Origin of the sequence: Enterobacter sp. WPR_3_1 (assembly GCF_003635055.1) — a bacterium.
GTDB lineage: Bacteria > Pseudomonadota > Gammaproteobacteria > Enterobacterales > Enterobacteriaceae > Enterobacter > Enterobacter ludwigii.
Genome location: NZ_RBXU01000016.1, coordinates 180492 through 197117, shown reverse-complemented (window position 1 = coordinate 197117; position 16626 = coordinate 180492). Strand labels below are relative to the sequence as shown.

General features: G+C 56.2%; 10 protein-coding genes. 7 read left to right on the top strand and 3 right to left on the bottom strand.

Going from position 1 to position 16626, the window contains the following annotated elements; translation table 11 throughout:
* The 5 genes from bcsZ to BJ887_RS22905 all read left to right on the top strand — a co-directional run bounded on the left by bcsZ (position 1) and on the right by BJ887_RS22905 (position 9863).
* Positions 1 to 1107, top strand: a complete 1107-nt coding sequence (gene bcsZ, locus BJ887_RS22925) for a cellulose synthase complex periplasmic endoglucanase BcsZ (RefSeq protein ID WP_020884485.1) — start codon at positions 1 to 3, stop codon at positions 1105 to 1107.
* A complete protein-coding gene (gene bcsC / locus BJ887_RS22920) occupies positions 1089 to 4571 on the top strand; it encodes a cellulose synthase complex outer membrane protein BcsC (protein WP_121340492.1) in 3483 nt (1160 codons plus the stop codon). The genes bcsZ and bcsC overlap by 19 nt, the downstream gene beginning before the upstream one ends.
* A gap of 119 nt (positions 4572 to 4690) precedes the next feature.
* Positions 4691 to 6697, top strand: a complete 2007-nt coding sequence (hmsP, locus tag BJ887_RS22915; protein WP_025202803.1) for a biofilm formation regulator HmsP — start codon at positions 4691 to 4693, stop codon at positions 6695 to 6697.
* Positions 6698 to 6856: 159 nt separating this feature from the next.
* Positions 6857 to 8143, top strand: a complete 1287-nt coding sequence (locus tag BJ887_RS22910) for a dicarboxylate/amino acid:cation symporter (protein WP_014172087.1) — start codon at positions 6857 to 6859, stop codon at positions 8141 to 8143.
* Between the two features lie 226 nt (positions 8144 to 8369).
* Positions 8370 to 9863, top strand: a complete 1494-nt coding sequence (locus BJ887_RS22905; RefSeq protein ID WP_121340491.1) for a pitrilysin family protein — start codon at positions 8370 to 8372, stop codon at positions 9861 to 9863.
* A gap of 45 nt (positions 9864 to 9908) precedes the next feature.
* Here BJ887_RS22905 and BJ887_RS22900 read toward each other — a convergent pair whose 3' ends face one another.
* On the bottom strand, positions 9909 to 10838 hold the full coding sequence (locus tag BJ887_RS22900) for a sugar kinase (RefSeq protein ID WP_032679197.1): 930 nt from the start codon (positions 10836 to 10838) through the stop codon (positions 9909 to 9911).
* Positions 10839 to 11066: 228 nt separating this feature from the next.
* On the opposite strand from BJ887_RS22900, the gene pdeH reads away from it, so the two are divergent.
* Both pdeH and BJ887_RS22890 read left to right on the top strand, forming a co-directional pair.
* Positions 11067 to 11840 carry a cyclic-guanylate-specific phosphodiesterase gene (gene pdeH / locus BJ887_RS22895; RefSeq protein WP_020884490.1) on the top strand — a complete coding sequence of 258 codons (774 nt, stop codon included), beginning with the start codon at positions 11067 to 11069 and terminating at the stop codon, positions 11838 to 11840.
* A 65-nt stretch (positions 11841 to 11905) separates the two neighbouring features.
* Entirely contained in the window at positions 11906 to 13948 is a 2043-nt protein-coding gene (locus BJ887_RS22890; RefSeq protein ID WP_121340490.1) for an AsmA family protein, read from the top strand.
* A gap of 60 nt (positions 13949 to 14008) precedes the next feature.
* Here BJ887_RS22890 and BJ887_RS22885 read toward each other — a convergent pair whose 3' ends face one another.
* A complete protein-coding gene (locus BJ887_RS22885; RefSeq protein ID WP_014172082.1) occupies positions 14009 to 15331 on the bottom strand; it encodes an MFS transporter in 1323 nt (440 codons plus the stop codon).
* A 261-nt stretch (positions 15332 to 15592) separates the two neighbouring features.
* Entirely contained in the window at positions 15593 to 16618 is a 1026-nt protein-coding gene (gene yhjD / locus BJ887_RS22880; protein WP_020884492.1) for an inner membrane protein YhjD, read from the bottom strand.
* Between the last annotated feature and the right edge of the window lie 8 nt (positions 16619 to 16626).

Sequence of the window (16626 nt, the reverse complement as noted above, 5' to 3'; positions counted from 1 at the left end):
ATGAAAGCGTTTCGCTGGTGTGTGTTAGCAGCGTTGATGCTGGCGGCGATCCCTCTTCGCGCCGCCTGCACCTGGCCTGCCTGGGAGCAGTTTAAAAAGGATTACATCAGTGAGAGCGGGCGTGTCATTGATCCCAGCGACACGCGCAAAATCACCACGTCGGAAGGGCAAAGCTATGCGTTGTTCTTTGCCCTGGCCGCGAACGATCGCAAAGCCTTTGATCAATTGCTGACGTGGACGCGCGACAACCTGGCCGGGGGCAATCTGAACGATAATTTGCCCGCCTGGCTATGGGGTCAGAAAGACCACGACAACTGGGCGATAATCGATACCAACTCCGCCTCGGATGCTGATGTCTGGATTGCCTGGTCACTGCTTGAGGCGGGTCGGTTGTGGAAACATCCGGACTATACCCGCACGGGTAAGGCGCTCCTTAAACGCATTGCCCATGAGGAAGTGGTGAAAGTACCGGGACTCGGCTCCATGCTGCTGCCCGGGAAGGTCGGTTTTGCGGAGGAGAAAGCCTGGCGCTTTAACCCCAGCTATCTTCCTCCGCAGATAGCGAGCTATTTCACGCGCTTTGGTGCCCCGTGGACGACCCTTCGTGAAACCAATCTGCGCTTGTTGCTGGAAACGGCGCCAAAGGGGTTTTCGCCGGACTGGGTGCAGTATCAGAAAAACAGAGGCTGGCATTTGCAGCAGGATAAATCGCTGGTGGGCGGCTACGACGCCATCCGCGTCTACCTCTGGGTCGGAATGATGAGTGACAAAGACGCCCAGAAAGCCCGGTTGCTTACGCGCTTCCGGCCGATGGCGACAATGACAACGAAACACGGTGTACCGCCGGAAAAAGTGGATGTGGCGAGCGGGAAGCCTGCGGGCAAGGGGCCGGTCGGCTTTTCCGCTGCGATGCTGCCTTTTTTACAGCAGCGTGATGCGCAGGCGGTACAGCGCCAGCGCGTTGCAGATAATTTTCCCGATAATAATGCCTATTACAGCTACGTACTGACTCTCTTCGGGCAAGGATGGGATCAGCATCGTTTTCGCTTCACCGCTCAAGGTGAATTAATACCGGACTGGGGCCAGGAATGCGCAACTTCACAGTAAATCTTCTCAGTTTATCGCTTAGCCTGGCACTGATGCCGCTGGCTCAGGCCGCTAACTCCCCGCAGCAGCAACAGCTGCTGCAACAGGTGCGGCTGGGTGAATCGACGCAGCGTGAGGATTTGGTTCGTCAGTCGCTCTACCGCCTTGAGCTGATTGACCCGAACAACCCTGACGTCATTGCGGCGCGCTTTCGTTACCTGCTTCGTCAGGGTGATAACGCCGGTGCGCAAAAAGAGCTGGATCGTCTGAAAGGGATCGCGCCGGGCTCCAGTGCGTATCAGTCCTCGCGCAATACGATGCTGCTTTCTACGCCTGAAGGCCGTCAGCAGTTACAGCAGGCCCGGTTACTGGCTACAACGGGGCATACTCAGGAGGCCATCGCGGCCTATGACAAGCTTTTTGACGGTAATCCGCCGGGCGGTGACGTGGCGACGGAATACTGGAATGTTGTGGCGAAAGATCCTGCCCGCCGTAGCGTCGCCATTAACCAGCTGAAGAAAATTAACGCCAGCAGCCCGGGCAATACGCAGCTGCAGGGCACGCTGGCACAGCTGCTGTTCCAGACCGGTCGTCGCGATGAAGGCTTTGCGGTGTTGCAGGAGATGGCCAAATCCAGCAATGGCCGCAGCCAGGCATCTGATATGTGGTATGAGCAGATCAAAGATCAGCCTGTCAGCAACGCCAGCGTCAGCGCGCTGCAAAAATACCTGAGCGTCTTCAGCGACGGCGACAGCGTAGCGGCGGCGCGTACTCAACTTGATACGCAGCAAAAACAGCTCGCCGATCCAACCTTCCGTGCGAAAGCACAAGGGCTGGCGGCGGTGGATGCCGGGCAGGGCGATAAGGCGGTGGCGGATCTGCAAAAAGCGGTCAGCGCAAATCATGCCGACAGCGAAGCCGTGGGCGCGCTTGGACAGGCGTACTCTCAGAAAGGCGATCGCGCCCGTGCGGTGGCGCAGTTTGAAAAGGCGATCGCCCTCGATCCGCAGAGCGATAACCGCGGTAAATGGGACAGTTTGCTGAAAGTTAACCGCTACTGGCTGCTGATCCAGCAGGGTGATACCGCCCTGAAAGCGAACAATACGGCGCAGGCGGAACGTTATTACCAGCAGGCGCGTGCCCTCGACAATACCGACAGTTATGCGGTGCTGGGGCTGGGAGATGCCGCGGCGGCGCGTAAAGACACGGCTGCGGCGGAACGTTATTACCGTCAGGCGCTGCGTATGGACAGCGGTAACAGCAATGCCGTTCGTGGCCTTGCCAATGTTTATCGTGCGCAGTCCCCGGAAAAGGCCTCGCAGTTTATCCAGTCGCTCTCTGCCAGCCAGCGCCGAAGCATTGATGACATTGAACGTAGCCTGACCAACGAGCAGCTGTCAGCCCAGGCGGAACAGCTGGAAAACCAGGGCCAATACGCTCAGGCGGCGGAAATTCAGCGTCGTCGTCTGGCACTCTCTCCGGGCGACGTCTGGATAACCTACCGTCTGTCGCGCGATCTCTATAGCGCGGGCCAGCGCAGCCAGGCGGATAACCTGATGCGCCAGCTTGCCAGCCAGAAACCGTCCGATCCGGAACAGGTGTATGCCAGTGGGCTGTATCTCTCCGGAAACGATCAGGACCGGGCCGCGCTCACGCATCTGGAGACGCTTCCGCGCAGCCAGTGGAACGCCAATATTAAGGAGCTTGCCGACCGCCTGCAGAGTAACCAGACGCTGGAAACGGCAAACCGACTGCGCGACAGCGGCAAAGAGCAGGAGGCGGAAAACCTCCTTCGCCAGCAGCCGTCCTCTACCCGTATCGACTTAACCCTTGCGGATTGGGCGCAGCAGCGTGGCGATCTGGAGGCCGCGAAAACGGCTTATAACACCGTGCTGGAGCGTGAACCGCAGAACGAAGATGCGATCCTCGGTCTGACCGAAGTGTATAGCGCCCAGGGCAACAAAGAGGCAGCCCGTGCCGCGCTGGCAAAACTGCCTGCCGCGCAAAACGGAGAGCCGCTGTCGCTCAATATGCAGCGCCGGATCGCGATGGCGCAGGCAGGCCTTGGGGATTCCGCCGCCGCAGAGCAGACGTTCAGCAAGATTATTCCTCAGGCGAAATCACAGCCTGCATCTATGGAAAACGCGCTGGTATTACGTGATGCCGCCCGTTTCCAGACGCAAAATGGTCAGCCTCAGCAGGCACTGGAAACGTATAAAGATGCGATGGTGTCGTCAGGTGTTACGACGACACGTCCGGCTGACAATGACAGCTTTACCCGCCTGACGCGTAACGACGAAAAAGACGACTGGCTGAAACGCGGCGTGCGTAGCGACGCCGGTGATTTGTACCGTCAGCAGGATGTTAACGTCACGCTGCAGCATGATTACTGGGGCTCCAGCGGCACCGGCGGCTATTCCGATCTTAAAGCGCATACCACCATGTTACAGGCGGATGCACCACTGGCGGATGGCCGTATGTTCCTGCGTAGCGATTTGGTCAATATGGATGCCGGGTCCTTTTCCACCGATAACGGTACCTACGATCCGAAATGGGGCACTTGTGCCGAAACGCCGTGTAGTGGCAACACGCATCAGTCAGCAAATGGCGCGAGTATTGCCGTGGGCTGGCAGAACAAAACCTGGGCGTGGGATATTGGTACCACGCCGATGGGCTTTGACGTTGTCGACGTAGTCGGTGGTGTAAGCTACAGCAGTGACCTGGGGCCAATCGGTTATACCGTTAACGCCCATCGTCGCCCGATCTCCAGCTCTCTGCTCGCCTTTGCCGGGCAAAAAGATACCAACACCGGCACCACCTGGGGCGGCGTGCGCGCAACCGGCGGTGGCGCGAGCATCAGTTATGACAAAGGTGAGGCGCACGGCGTCTGGTCGAGCCTGAATGCGGAAACGCTGACGGGTAAAAATGTGGAAGATAACTGGCGCGTCCGCTGGATGACCGGTTACTACTACAAGCTCATCAATAAAAACAATGAGCGTCTGACCGTCGGCGTGAGCAACATGCTCTGGCACTACGATAAAGATCTGAGTGGTTATACCCTGGGTCAGGGCGGTTACTACAGCCCGCAGGAGTATGTCTCCTTCGCGTTGCCTGTCACCTGGCGTAAACGTACCGAGAACTGGTCCTGGGAGCTGGGCGGATCGGTGTCATGGTCTCATTCTAAAACTAACGACGTGATGCGCTATCCCATTCAGGGACTGATTCCGACCGATGAGCCCGGTCGCTACACCGACAGAGGCGAAATGGAAACCGGCAGCAGCTCCTCAGGCACGGGTTATACCGCACGGGCCATTATCGAGCGCCGGGTCACGTCCAACTGGTTTGTGGGCCTCGGTGTGGATATTCAGGAAGCAAAAGATTATACCCCAAGCCACGCACTGCTTTATGTACGCTACTCTGCTGCAGGCTGGCAGGGCAATATGGACTTACCGCCGCAGCCGCTGATCCCTTACGCGGACTGGTAATCGGATTTAACTTAATCCATTTGTAAGTCTCTCTTAAAAGTACAGCAATCGGGTATACTCAGGCGCACCAGGTTTACACCCTGGTGCGCCCTGCGCTTCGAGTTTTGTGGAGAGTCATTTTGCGTGTCAGCCGTTCCTTAACTATCAAACAGATGGCGATGGTTTCTGCCGTCACAATGCTGTTTGTACTCCTTTTTTGCGTAATTTTGCTGTTTCATTCCGTACAGCAGAATCGCTATAACACGGCTTCGCAATTAGAAAGTATTGCCCGCTCGGTGCGTGGCCCGCTCTCTGCCTCTATTTTGAAAGGGGATATTCCCGAAGCGGAAACCATTTTAAAACGCATTCAGCCTGCCGGTGTCGTGAGCCGCGCAGACGTGGTGTTACCCAATCAGTTTCAGGCGCTGCGGATGAGTTTTATCCCCGAGCGCCCGGTCCCCATGATGGTGATGCGGCTGTTTGAACTGCCGGTGCAGATTTCGCTGCCGGTCTATTCGCTTGAGCGTCCCGCGAATCCGCAGCCGTTGGCCTACCTTGTTCTGCAGGCAGACTCGTACCGCATGTACAAGTTCGTCATGAGCTGGGTTGTCACGTTAGTGACCACTTGCTTACTTATGACGCTTATTCTGAGCGTGGCGCTGACCTGGTGTATTAACCGTCTGATTGTGCATCCGCTACGCCGGATTGCCCGGGAGTTGAACACGCTTTCACCGCAGGACCAGGTGGGGCATCAGCTTCCGCTGCCGCGTCTTCATCATGATGACGAGATTGGTATGCTGGTACGCAGCTATAACCTCAACCAGCAGCGGATGCAGCGCCAGCAGGATGAGCTGAACAGCAGCGCCACGCGCTTCCCGGTGTCGGAGCTGCCCAATAAAGCCTTCCTGATGGCGATGCTGGAACAGACTGTCGCCCGCCAGCAAACCACCGCGCTGATGGTGATCGCCTGTGAAACCCTGCAGGACACCGCCGGCGTGCTCAAAGAGAACCAGCGTGAAATGCTGCTCCTGACGCTGGTGGAGAAAGTGAAGTCCGTGCTGGCCCCGCGCATGGTGCTGACCCAGGTCAGCGGGTATGACCTGGTGGTAATTGCCAACGGCGTGAAAGAGCCGTGGCATGCGATCACGTTAGGTCAGCAAGTACTCACTGTCATTAATGAGCGGCTGCCCATTCAGGGCATCCAGCTTCGTCCAAGCGCCAGTATCGGTATTGCGATGTACTACGGTGACTTAACGGCGGAACAGCTTTACCGTCGTGCTTTCTCGGCGGCGTTTACCGCCCGGCGCAAAGGGAAAAATCAGATCCAGTTCTTCGACCCGGAACAGATGGAAAGGGCGCAGCAGCGCCTGACGGAAGAGAGCGACATTTTGACCGCGCTGGATAACCGTCAGTTTGCCCTCTGGCTCCAGCCGCAGGTGAATTTGCTGACGGGCGAGGTGATCAGCGCGGAAGCGCTGCTGCGCGTGCAGCAGCCGGATGGTTCATGGGAATTGCCGGAAGGGCTCATTGAGCGCATTGAATCCTGTGGCCTGATGGTCACCGTCGGTTACTGGGTGCTGGAGGAGTCGTGCCGACAGCTTGCTGCCTGGCAGGAACGAGGCGTGACGCTCCCGCTGTCGGTCAACTTGTCCGCCCTGCAGCTGATGCATCCGACCATGGTGTCTGAGATGCTGGAGCTGATCCATCGTTACCGGATCAAGCCTGATACGCTAACGCTGGAAGTCACGGAAAGCCGGCGTATTGACGATCCTAATGAGGCGGTCGCGATTCTGAAACCGCTGCGTAATGCCGGTATACGCATCGCGCTGGACGATTTCGGTATGGGCTATGCCGGGCTGCGTCAGCTCCAGCATATGAAAACCCTGCCGGTGGATGTGCTGAAAATCGACAAAGCCTTTGTTGAAGGGTTGCCGGAAGACAGCAGCATGGTCCAGGCCATTATCCAGCTGGCCCGCAGCCTGAAACTGCAGCTGATTGCCGAAGGGATTGAGACAGACGCGCAGCGCACCTGGCTGGCTGAAGCGGGCGTGGAGGGCGGACAGGGCTTCCTGTTTGCACCGGCTGTTCCATCGGATGTCTTTGAACAACGCTACCTTTCCGGTGGGGACAATAGCGCAAACGTGTAATTTTGTTGCTGGCTTGTGCGAGCCAGCTCAAAGTTCTTAACATTTGTGTTTCAAATTTGAACTGGGTTTATTTCTGTCCTGTTATACGGGTGTTATTTTAGAGCCGCAGGTTAACCATAACCTTACAAAGCCTGTGGTTTTTCTTCCCAAGGACACCCTATGAAAACCTCACTCTTCAAAAGTCTCTATTTTCAGGTCCTGACAGCCATCGCAATCGGTATTTTGCTTGGTCACTATTACCCTGAACTTGGCGCACAAATGAAACCGCTTGGCGACGCATTCGTTAAGCTCATCAAAATGGTCATCGCCCCGGTGATCTTCTGTACCGTCGTGACGGGCATCGCTGGCATGGAAAGCATGAAGGCGGTAGGCCGTACCGGTGCAGTGGCGCTTCTCTATTTCGAAGTGGTCAGTACCCTTGCGCTGATTATTGGTCTTATCATCGTGAACGTGGTGCAGCCCGGCGCGGGGATGAACGTTGACCCGTCGACGCTGGATGCCAAAGCGGTCGCGGTGTATGCCGATCAGGCGAAAGACCAGGGGGTAGTGGCCTTCCTGCTGGACGTTATCCCAGGCAGCGTCATTGGTGCATTTGCCAGCGGCAACATTCTGCAGGTGCTGCTGTTTGCCGTCATGTTTGGCTTTGCCCTGCACCGTCTGGGCAACAAAGGCCAGCTGATCTTTAACGTCATCGAAAGCTTCTCGCAGGTCATCTTCGGCATCATCAATATGATCATGCGCCTGGCGCCTATTGGGGCCTTCGGTGCGATGGCATTCACCATCGGTAAGTACGGCGTGGGTACCCTGGTGCAGCTGGGCCAGCTCATCATCTGCTTCTATATCACCTGTATTCTGTTCGTGGTGGTGGTGCTGGGCTCAATCGCCCGCGCGGCAGGGTTCAGCATTTTCAAATTTATCCGTTATATCCGCGAAGAGCTGCTGATTGTTCTGGGGACCTCTTCATCCGAATCGGCCCTGCCGCGCATGCTCGATAAGATGGAAAAGCTGGGCTGCCGTAAATCGGTGGTGGGGCTGGTCATCCCGACGGGCTACTCCTTCAACCTTGATGGCACCTCGATATACCTGACAATGGCGGCCGTGTTTATCGCTCAGGCGACCAATAGCCATATGGACATTTTCCATCAGGTTACCCTGCTGGTGGTGCTCCTGCTCTCGTCTAAAGGGGCCGCAGGTGTTACTGGCAGTGGCTTTATCGTGCTGGCGGCCACCATTTCCGCGGTCGGACACCTGCCGGTGGCGGGTCTGGCGCTGATTCTCGGTATTGACCGCTTTATGTCTGAAGCCCGTGCCTTAACCAACCTCGTAGGTAACGGTGTGGCAACGGTAGTCGTGGCAAAATGGGTGAAAGAGCTGGATCACAAAAAGCTCGACGATACGTTAAATAATCGCCAGTCAGACAGCAAAACTCCTGGTTTATCCTCTTAATATTGTCACAAATGCCCGCATTCCCTTGTCGGGATGCGGGCTCCTGCGCATAATAACTGTTCGTACCTGTCATAATTCGACAAGATTTTTTTTGGGTATATTTCACTTCTGACCGTGACGTTTTGTAGAACACGCGGTCTAATCGACGTGTTTTCATCGTCATCTTTTAGAGTGAAACGCGTCGCGAGACACTCTCTTTAACCAGGAATGTTGATCAGGGGTTCACATGCAGGGCACAAAAATTCGACTCTTAACCGGCGGTTTGCTGATGATGGCAGCAGCCAGTTATGTGCAGGCAGATGCGCTCCAGCCAGACCCGGCCTGGCAACAAGGGACACTAGCGAACGGTTTTCAGTGGCAGGTTTTAGCCACCCCACAACGTCCAAGTGACCGTGTTGAAATCCGTCTGTCTGTTAATACCGGCTCCCTCACGGAAAGCACTCAGCAAACCGGTTTTAGCCATTTTATTCCCCGACTGGCGCTCACGCAGAGCGGCAGTTTACAAGCAGTTCAGGTGCGTTCGCTCTGGCAACAGGCCATTGATCCGAAACGCCCGCTTCCTCCGGCTGTGGTCTCGTATGACTACACCATGTTCAACCTGAGCCTGCCAAATAACCGTAACGACCTGCTCAAAGAAGCCCTTACGTATCTCGCCGATGCGTCGGGCAATCTGGCGATTACGCCGGAAACCGTTAACTATGCGCTGAGCAACAGTGACATGGTTGCCACCTGGCCTGTGGACACCAAAGAGGGCTGGTGGCGTTACCGACTGAAGGGTTCAACGCTGCTTGGGCATGATCCGGCCGAGCCGCTGAAACAGCCGGTGGACGCTGAGCAGGTAAAATCGTTCTACCAGAAATGGTACACCCCGGACGCGATGACGCTTATCGTGGTGGGGAATGTGGACAGCCGTGCGGTGGTGGAGCAGATCAACAAAGCGTTTGGCGAACTGAAAGGCAAACGCGAAACACCGGCCCCTGTCCCAACGCTCTCTCCGCTGCGCGCAGAGCCTGTCAGCATTATGACGGATACCGTTCGTCAGGACCGCCTCTCCGTCATGTGGGATAACGCCTGGCAGCCAATCCGTGAGTCAGCGGCGCTGCTGCGCTACTGGCGTGCCGATCTGGCACGTGAAGCGCTGTTCTGGCACGTTCAGCAGACGCTCAGCAAGAATAACGTGAAGAATATCGGTCTCGGCTTTGACTGCCGCGTGCTGTTCCAGCGTGCACAGTGTGCCATTAACGTTGAATCGCCGGGCGATAAGCTGAATGCGAATCTGGGCGTGGTGGCAAAAGAGCTGGCAAAAGTGCGCAAAGAGGGCCTGTCGGAAGACGAGTTCAATGCGCTGGTCGCGCAGAAAAAACTTGAGCTGCAGAAGCTGTTTGCAACGTATGCCCGCGCCGATACCGACATTCTGATCAGCCAGCGTATTCGCTCACTGCAGAATCAGGTGGTGGATATCGCGCCGGAGCAGTACCAGAAGCTTCGTCAGGACTTCCTGGAGGGGTTGACCGTCGATATGTTGAATCAGGACTTACGTCAGCAGCTGTCGCAGGAAATGGCGTTGATTCTTCTGCAGCCGAAAGGCGAGCCGGAATATGACATGAAGGAACTTCAGTCGACCTGGAATACCATTATGGCCTCCGCGCCGCAGCCATCGCAGGCTGCTACGGCAGATGATTTGCACCAGGACGCAACGGATATCCCGCAGGGGCAGTAATGCCCCTCATCCAGAACCCTCTCCCTGTCGGAGAGGGTTTTGTTTTTACTGTGGCATTGCCTCACGCGGAATAATTGCCCCGCGATACTGGATCACGGTGCTCGCCGTCAGGTGTCCACGCTGGGCCGCCGCTTCAGGCGTCCCGCCCGTCAAACGCACCGCCAGATAGCCCGCACTGAATGAATCACCCGCCGCCGTCGTATCAATCACTTTCTCTTTCGGCAATGTCACCGCAGGAACGTCGATGACGGCTTCACCTGCGATGGCGACCAGACATGAATCAGCCCCGCGCTTAATCACCACTTCACTTACGCCGGCGGCCTGCGTACGCGCAATCACCTCATCAACGGGTTTCTCACCCCACAGCGCATCTTCATCATCAAGCGTCAGGAAGGCGATATCGGTGCATTGCAGTATCTGCTGATAAACCTGCTGCGTCTCTTCACGGCTGGCCCACAGGCGCGGACGGTAGTTATTATCGAAAATAACCTTGCCGCCATTGGCGCGGCATTCACGCAGTAACGACAGCAGCTTTTCACGGCTGGCTGAGCTTAAAATAGCCAGGCTAATCCCGCTCAGATAAAGATAATCAAAGGTGGCTAACGCTTCGCAGATGGCAGCCGCATCGTCGCTCTCCAGCCAGAATTTGGCCGCGGCTTCGTTACGCCAGTAGTAGAAGGTCCGCTCGCCGGTATCGTCGGTTTCAATGTAGTAAAGCCCCGGCAGGCGGTTTTCCATACGCTGTATCAGCGAGGTGTCCACCTGCTCACTCTGCCAGGCTTCCAGCATTTGCTGGCTGAAACTGTCCGTCCCCAGGGCGGTGACGTAGTTCACGGTAAGGGCCTCAGGGGCAACCTGACGGGCAATATAAACGGAGGTGTTTAACGTATCGCCACCAAAACCGCGGCTGACTTCCGCGCCTTTTTGTGACAGCTCAATCATGCATTCGCCAATCACGGCAATTTTCTTGGTCATAGTCGTGAACCTGAACAGAGTAATTTTCGGTAGTGTGCGCTGAGTGAATTATGCGGTCAACTATATTAAAACGACGTTCCATTATTTTATTTGAGCCAGCGCGTGTTCCTGTTAATTTCTGCCCGCTTAATTTCATTTTCCGGGTGAATTGAACATAAAGTTCTCAATTGCCGGGCCGATAACCCTTTGACGAGTCCAGAAAGGCCATCCAACAACAGGACATCTGAAATGAAGTCAGAGCAGGTTATCCAGCGGCTGAGCACTACGCCCGAGGCAAGTATTGAGAACTTGCAGGAGCATCGCTACTGGCTGCAATGTGAGCGTGCGTACACCTATCAGCCGATCTACCGAACGGACGGTCGACTGATGGCTATTGAAATTTTGACCGTCGTGACGCACCCGTCAAACCCCTCACAGCGTATCGCACCGGACCGCTATTTTGCCGAAGTTGCCGTGCGCCAGCGCCTGGATGTGCTGGAAGAACAGCTCCGTATGCTGGCAACCAAACAGGCCTTTTTCGAACAGCACGCCATCCTCGCCTCGGTCAACGTCGATGGACCCACCCTGCTGGCGCTGCGCCAGAACGCGAAATTACAGGAGCTGATCGCCTCCTTACCGTGGATGCGCTTTGAGCTGGTGGAGCATGTTCGTCTGCCACAGGACTCATCATTTGCCTCGATGTGCGAATTCGGCCCGCTGTGGCTGGATGACTTTGGCACCGGGATGGCGAACTTCTCTGCCCTCAGCGAAGTGCGTTACGACTACATTAAAGTGGCCCGCGACCTGTTCATTATGCTGCGCCAGACCCCGGAAGGGCGGAATCTGTTTACGCTGTTATTACAGCTGATGAACCGCTACTGCCAGGGCGTGATAGTGGAAGGCGTGGAAACGCTGGAAGAGTGGCGTGATGTGCAAAATTCTCCCGCGGCGGCGGCACAAGGCTATTTCCTCTCTCGTCCGGTCCCAATGGATACCCTCGATTCCGTGATAACGATCCTCTGATCTGCCCGCTTCCCTTTGTCTGAACTATAGTTTTACAGGTAAGGTCATCAGGAAAGGGGATAACAATGACAAAAACAACCAGGGTAATCTCCTGGACAGCAGGGATTTTATTGTTGTTGATCGTGGTCGCCGTCGTCATTATCGCGACGTTTGACTGGAACCGCCTTAAGCCGACCATCAACCAGAAAGTCTCCACCGAACTCAATCGCCCCTTCGCCATACGCGGCGATCTCGGGGTGGTGTGGGAACGTCAGAAAGAGGAGACCGGCTGGCGAAGCTGGATCCCCTGGCCGCATGTCCACGCCGACGACATCATTCTCGGCAACCCGCCGGATATTCCTGACGTGACAATGGTGCATCTGCCCCGCGTAGAAGCCACGCTGGCCCCGTTAGCGCTACTGACCAAAACGGTTTACCTGCCGTGGATCAAGCTTCAGCAGCCCGATGCGCGTCTGATCCGCCTTTCCGAAAAGAACAACAACTGGACGTTTGATCTCGCCAGCAGCGACGAAAAAGATCCCAATGCGCAGCCCTCATCATGGTCATTCCGTCTCGACAATATTCTCTTCGATCGCGGGCGGATCGCCATCGACGACAAGGTTAGCAAGGCTGATATTGAGATCCTGGTCGATCCGTTGGGCAAACCGCTGCCGTTTAGCGAAGTGACCGGCGCAAAAGCGAAGGGCGATAATGCCAAAGCCGGGGATTATGTTTTCGGCCTGAAGGCCGAAGGGCGCTACAAAGGGCAGCCCCTGACCGGCACTGGCAAAATTGGCGGCATGCTGGCGCTTCGAAGCGACTCGACGCCGTTTCCTGTGCAGGCGGATTTCCGCTCCGGGAACACGCGGGTGGCCTTCACCGGGACCGTCAACGATCCTATGAACATGGGGGGCGTTGATCTGCGGCTGAAGTTTGCCGGTGATTCGCTGGGTGAACTGTATGAACTCACTGGCGTCCTGCTGCCAGATACGCCACCGTTTGAGACGGACGGGCATCTGGTGGCAAAAATCGACACGGAAAAATCGTCGATATTTGATTATCGCGATTTCAATGGCCGTATTGGCGACAGCGATATCCATGGCTCGTTGACCTACACCACCGGAAAACCGCGTCCGAAACTGGAAGGCGATGTGGAGTCTCGCCAGCTGCGGCTGGCCGATTTGGGGCCGCTAATCGGGATTGATTCCGGTAAAGGCACGAAATCAAAAGAGGTGAAGAAAGATCGCCAGCCGGCGGGGAAAGTCCTGCCTTACGATCGCTTTGAGACCGATAAGTGGGACGTAATGGATGCGGATGTTCGCTTTAAAGGGGGCAAAATCGAACATGGCAGTACGCTGCCGATCAGCAATCTTTCGACCCATATCCTGCTTAAAAATGCCGATTTACGCCTGCAGCCGCTGAAGTTTGGTATGGCGGGTGGGACCCTCTCATCGAACATTCACCTCGAAGGCGATAAAAAGCCGATGCAGGGGCGTGCCGATATCAAGGCCCGCCGGCTCAAACTGAAAGAGCTGATGCCGAACGTGGAATTGATGCAGAAAACCCTCGGTGAAATGAACGGCGATGCGGATATCCGCGGCGTGGGGAATTCCGTGGCTGCACTGCTCGGGAGCAGTAACGGTAACCTGAAGCTTCTGATGAACGACGGGCTGGTGAGCCGCAACCTGATGGAGATCCTGGGGCTGAACGTCGGGAACTACGTCATCGGGCAAATATTCGGTGATGATGAGGTGAGGGTGAACTGTGCGGCGGCCAACCTGGATCTGGTCAACGGCGTGGCGCGCCCGCAAATTTTTGCCTTCGATACAGAGAACGCGGTCATCAACGTGACCGGCACCGCCAGTATGGCCTCCGAGCAGCTTGATTTAACCATCGATCCGGAAAGTAAGGGGATTCGTATCATCACCCTGCGTTCGCCGCTCTACGTGCGTGGGACCTTTAAAAATCCGCAGGCGGGTGTGAAACCCGGTCCGCTGATTGCGCGCGGCGCGGTGGCGGCAGCACTCGCGACGCTGGTTACGCCAGCGGCGGCGCTGTTGGCGTTAATTTCGCCGTCAGAAGGGGATGCGAATCAGTGCCGGAACATTTTGTCGCAGATGAAAAAATAACGTGCGGCTTTCGGGACCTTTACCCTCTCCCTGGGGGAGAGGGTATCAGGCCGCGGTGAATTACAGAGACTGGTGCTTCGTCTCGTGGGTCAGCAGCAGGGCTATCAGCGTCAGCGCTGCCATGGCGGCCAGGTAAACGCCCACGTAGAACAGACCATAATTTGCCTGCAGCCAGGTGGCGATATAAGGCGCAACGGACGCACCCAGAATAGAGGCAACGTTATAGGAGAACGACGCGCCGGTATAACGCACTTCCGTCGGGAACAGCTCTGGCAGCAGCGCGCCCATCGGGCCGAAGGTCAGGCCCATCAGGCTCAGACCAATGAGCAGGTACGCCATGACCAGCGCAGGGCTACCTGAACCCAGCAGCGGCGGGAAGACGAACAGGGCAAACAGAATGATCAGCGTGGTGATAACAATCATGCTTGAGCGACGACCAAACTTATCCGCCAGCAGGCCGGCAATCGGCACCATGACGCCAAACCCAATGACCGCCATCATCAACATCCACAGCACTTCGTTACGCGGCAGGCCGAGCCCAACCGGCGCGGCGGCGGTGCTGAACGTCATTGAGTAGACCGTCATGATATAGAACAGCGTGTAGGTCGCGAGCATGATAAACGTGCCCAGTACCGTCACGCGGACGTGTTTAGTCAGCAGCGTACCCAGCGGCACTTTTACCTGTTTTTTCGCGGCGGCAACTTTAGCGAAAACCGGCGTTTCGTGAAGCGACACGCGGACATACAGGCCAATCAGCACCAGCACGGCGGAGAAGACGAACGGAATACGCCAGCCCCAGCTCATGAACTGTTCGTCCGTCAGCAGCCAGGAGAGCAGCAGGAAAGTCCCGTTCGCAAAGAAGAAGCCAATCGGTGCGCCAAGCTGCGGGAATGAACCGTACAGCGCGCGTTTGCGTGCCGGTGCGTTCTCCGTGGCCAGCAGCGCCGCACCCCCCCATTCACCGCCCAGCCCCAGACCCTGACCAAAACGCGCCAGCGCCAGCAGCATCGGGGCCAGAATACCAATGGTTTCGTAGGTAGGCAGCAAGCCGATAGCGACGGTGGAGATCCCCATCGTCAGCAGCGAGGCCACCAGCGTGACCTTACGGCCGATGCGATCGCCGAAGTGTCCAAACAGGGCAGAGCCAATCGGACGCGCAACAAACGCGATCGCAAAGGTAGCCAGAGACTGCAGCGTGGCTGCCGTCGGGTCACCCTGCGGGAAGAAAATATGCGGAAAGACAATGACCGCTGCGGTGGCATAAATGTAAAAGTCGAAGAACTCAATGGCGGTGCCAATCAGCGAGGCGACGACAACTTTGTTTCGCGAGTTAACCGGCGCGGTTTCCGCGCCGGAGTCGAGTGTTGTGGCTGTTGCTTGCATAATATTTTCTTATTTTTAGTCGGACGAAAGGCCATATTACGCACAGCAAAAGCGACATTTCAATCTGTAACAAAGCCGCGCACTGGTGATAAAAGCAACAAAAAGCGGATAATGTTCAGGCCAGACAAAACACTTCTATGAAATGCTTCACAGTTTTCAAATATCAGCTGATAAAACTGGTTTTTGGTTAAATAAAAGTTACGGACTGGATTTATATGCTGAAATGATGAATCGGGCTGAAGTTTCAGCCCGGGAGAGACGTTATCGGTGTGTTTTACCCGGCATGCGCGGGTCGTCTTTGTACTCGGCGGTGGCAATCCATGCCGCGCAGAACAAGGTCAGGCGGGCGAAGAAGTAGAAGAACGCCATCAGCCCCAGCACCGAGCCAAACGCCGCGCCAGAAGGGGATTTCACCAGCGATGGCAGAGTGTAAGTCATCACAATTTTGATCACTTCAAAGCCTATCGCCGCAATCAATGTGCCGCGGATCAGCGCCTTCTTACGCGGACGATGGCGGGGCAAGCGCCAGAAGATCCAGAAGAACAGCAGATAGTTGGCGAAGATGGAAATAGCCAGTCCAATGCCGCGCCACGCGGGCTTCAGCCACTCGATGTAATCCAGATAGAGCGCAGAGATAATCATCTGCTGCGCCGAACCGGCGACAGAGGTGATGGAGAGCGTCACAATCAGCGCGACGAGCAGGCCAATCAGCGAAACAAAGTCGCGAAGATACTTAACCCAGATTTTCTCCTGGTCCTGAGGCTTACGCTCCCACACCTCGCGCGACTGGGCACGAATGGCCTCGCGGAGGTTGCCCATCCAGTTAATCCCGGAGTAAAGGGCAATCAACAGACCGACGATACCGACCGTCGTACGTTGCTGTACGGCGGTATTAATGGTGTTTTTGAGCGTGGTGGCGAGGGTCGGATCACTGACGTTATTCAGGATTTTATTGAAGATATCCTGCAGCAGCGTTGGGTGTGACGCGAGCACAAAACCGGCTGCGGCAAAGGACACCATCAGGATCGGGATCATCGATAAAAAAGAGAAATAGGTGATGGCAGCCCCAAACTGGTTACCCATGCGGTCATTAAACCGCTCTGTCGCGCGTATCAGGTGCGCAATCATGGGGAACTGCTGTATCCGCTCTGCCAGGCTGGTGACAGTCCCCAGCGCTTTGCTGGCGGTGCCTGGCATTTTTACTTCTTCAGGCCCGGTTTCCATCTTCTGGATGGGTTCGTAATCTAAATGTTGGGTAGGTCGTTGCGGGTTGTTTTCCGGCGTCACGCGACTTT

Bases quoted from the DNA above. Each gene is read 5' to 3' on its own strand.
- BJ887_RS22910 (WP_014172087.1), top strand. From the start codon at position 6,857: ATGAAAACCTCACTCTTCAAAAGTCTCTATTTTCAGGTCCTGACAGCC.
- BJ887_RS22905 (WP_121340491.1), top strand. From the start codon at position 8,370: ATGCAGGGCACAAAAATTCGACTCTTAACCGGCGGTTTGCTGATGATG.
- BJ887_RS22900 (WP_032679197.1), bottom strand. From the start codon at position 10,838: ATGACCAAGAAAATTGCCGTGATTGGCGAATGCATGATTGAGCTGTCA.
- bcsC (WP_121340492.1), top strand. From the start codon at position 1,089: ATGCGCAACTTCACAGTAAATCTTCTCAGTTTATCGCTTAGCCTGGCA.
- BJ887_RS22885 (WP_014172082.1), bottom strand. From the start codon at position 15,331: ATGCAAGCAACAGCCACAACACTCGACTCCGGCGCGGAAACCGCGCCG.
- bcsZ (WP_020884485.1), top strand. From the start codon at position 1: ATGAAAGCGTTTCGCTGGTGTGTGTTAGCAGCGTTGATGCTGGCGGCG.
- BJ887_RS22890 (WP_121340490.1), top strand. From the start codon at position 11,906: ATGACAAAAACAACCAGGGTAATCTCCTGGACAGCAGGGATTTTATTG.
- pdeH (WP_020884490.1), top strand. From the start codon at position 11,067: ATGAAGTCAGAGCAGGTTATCCAGCGGCTGAGCACTACGCCCGAGGCA.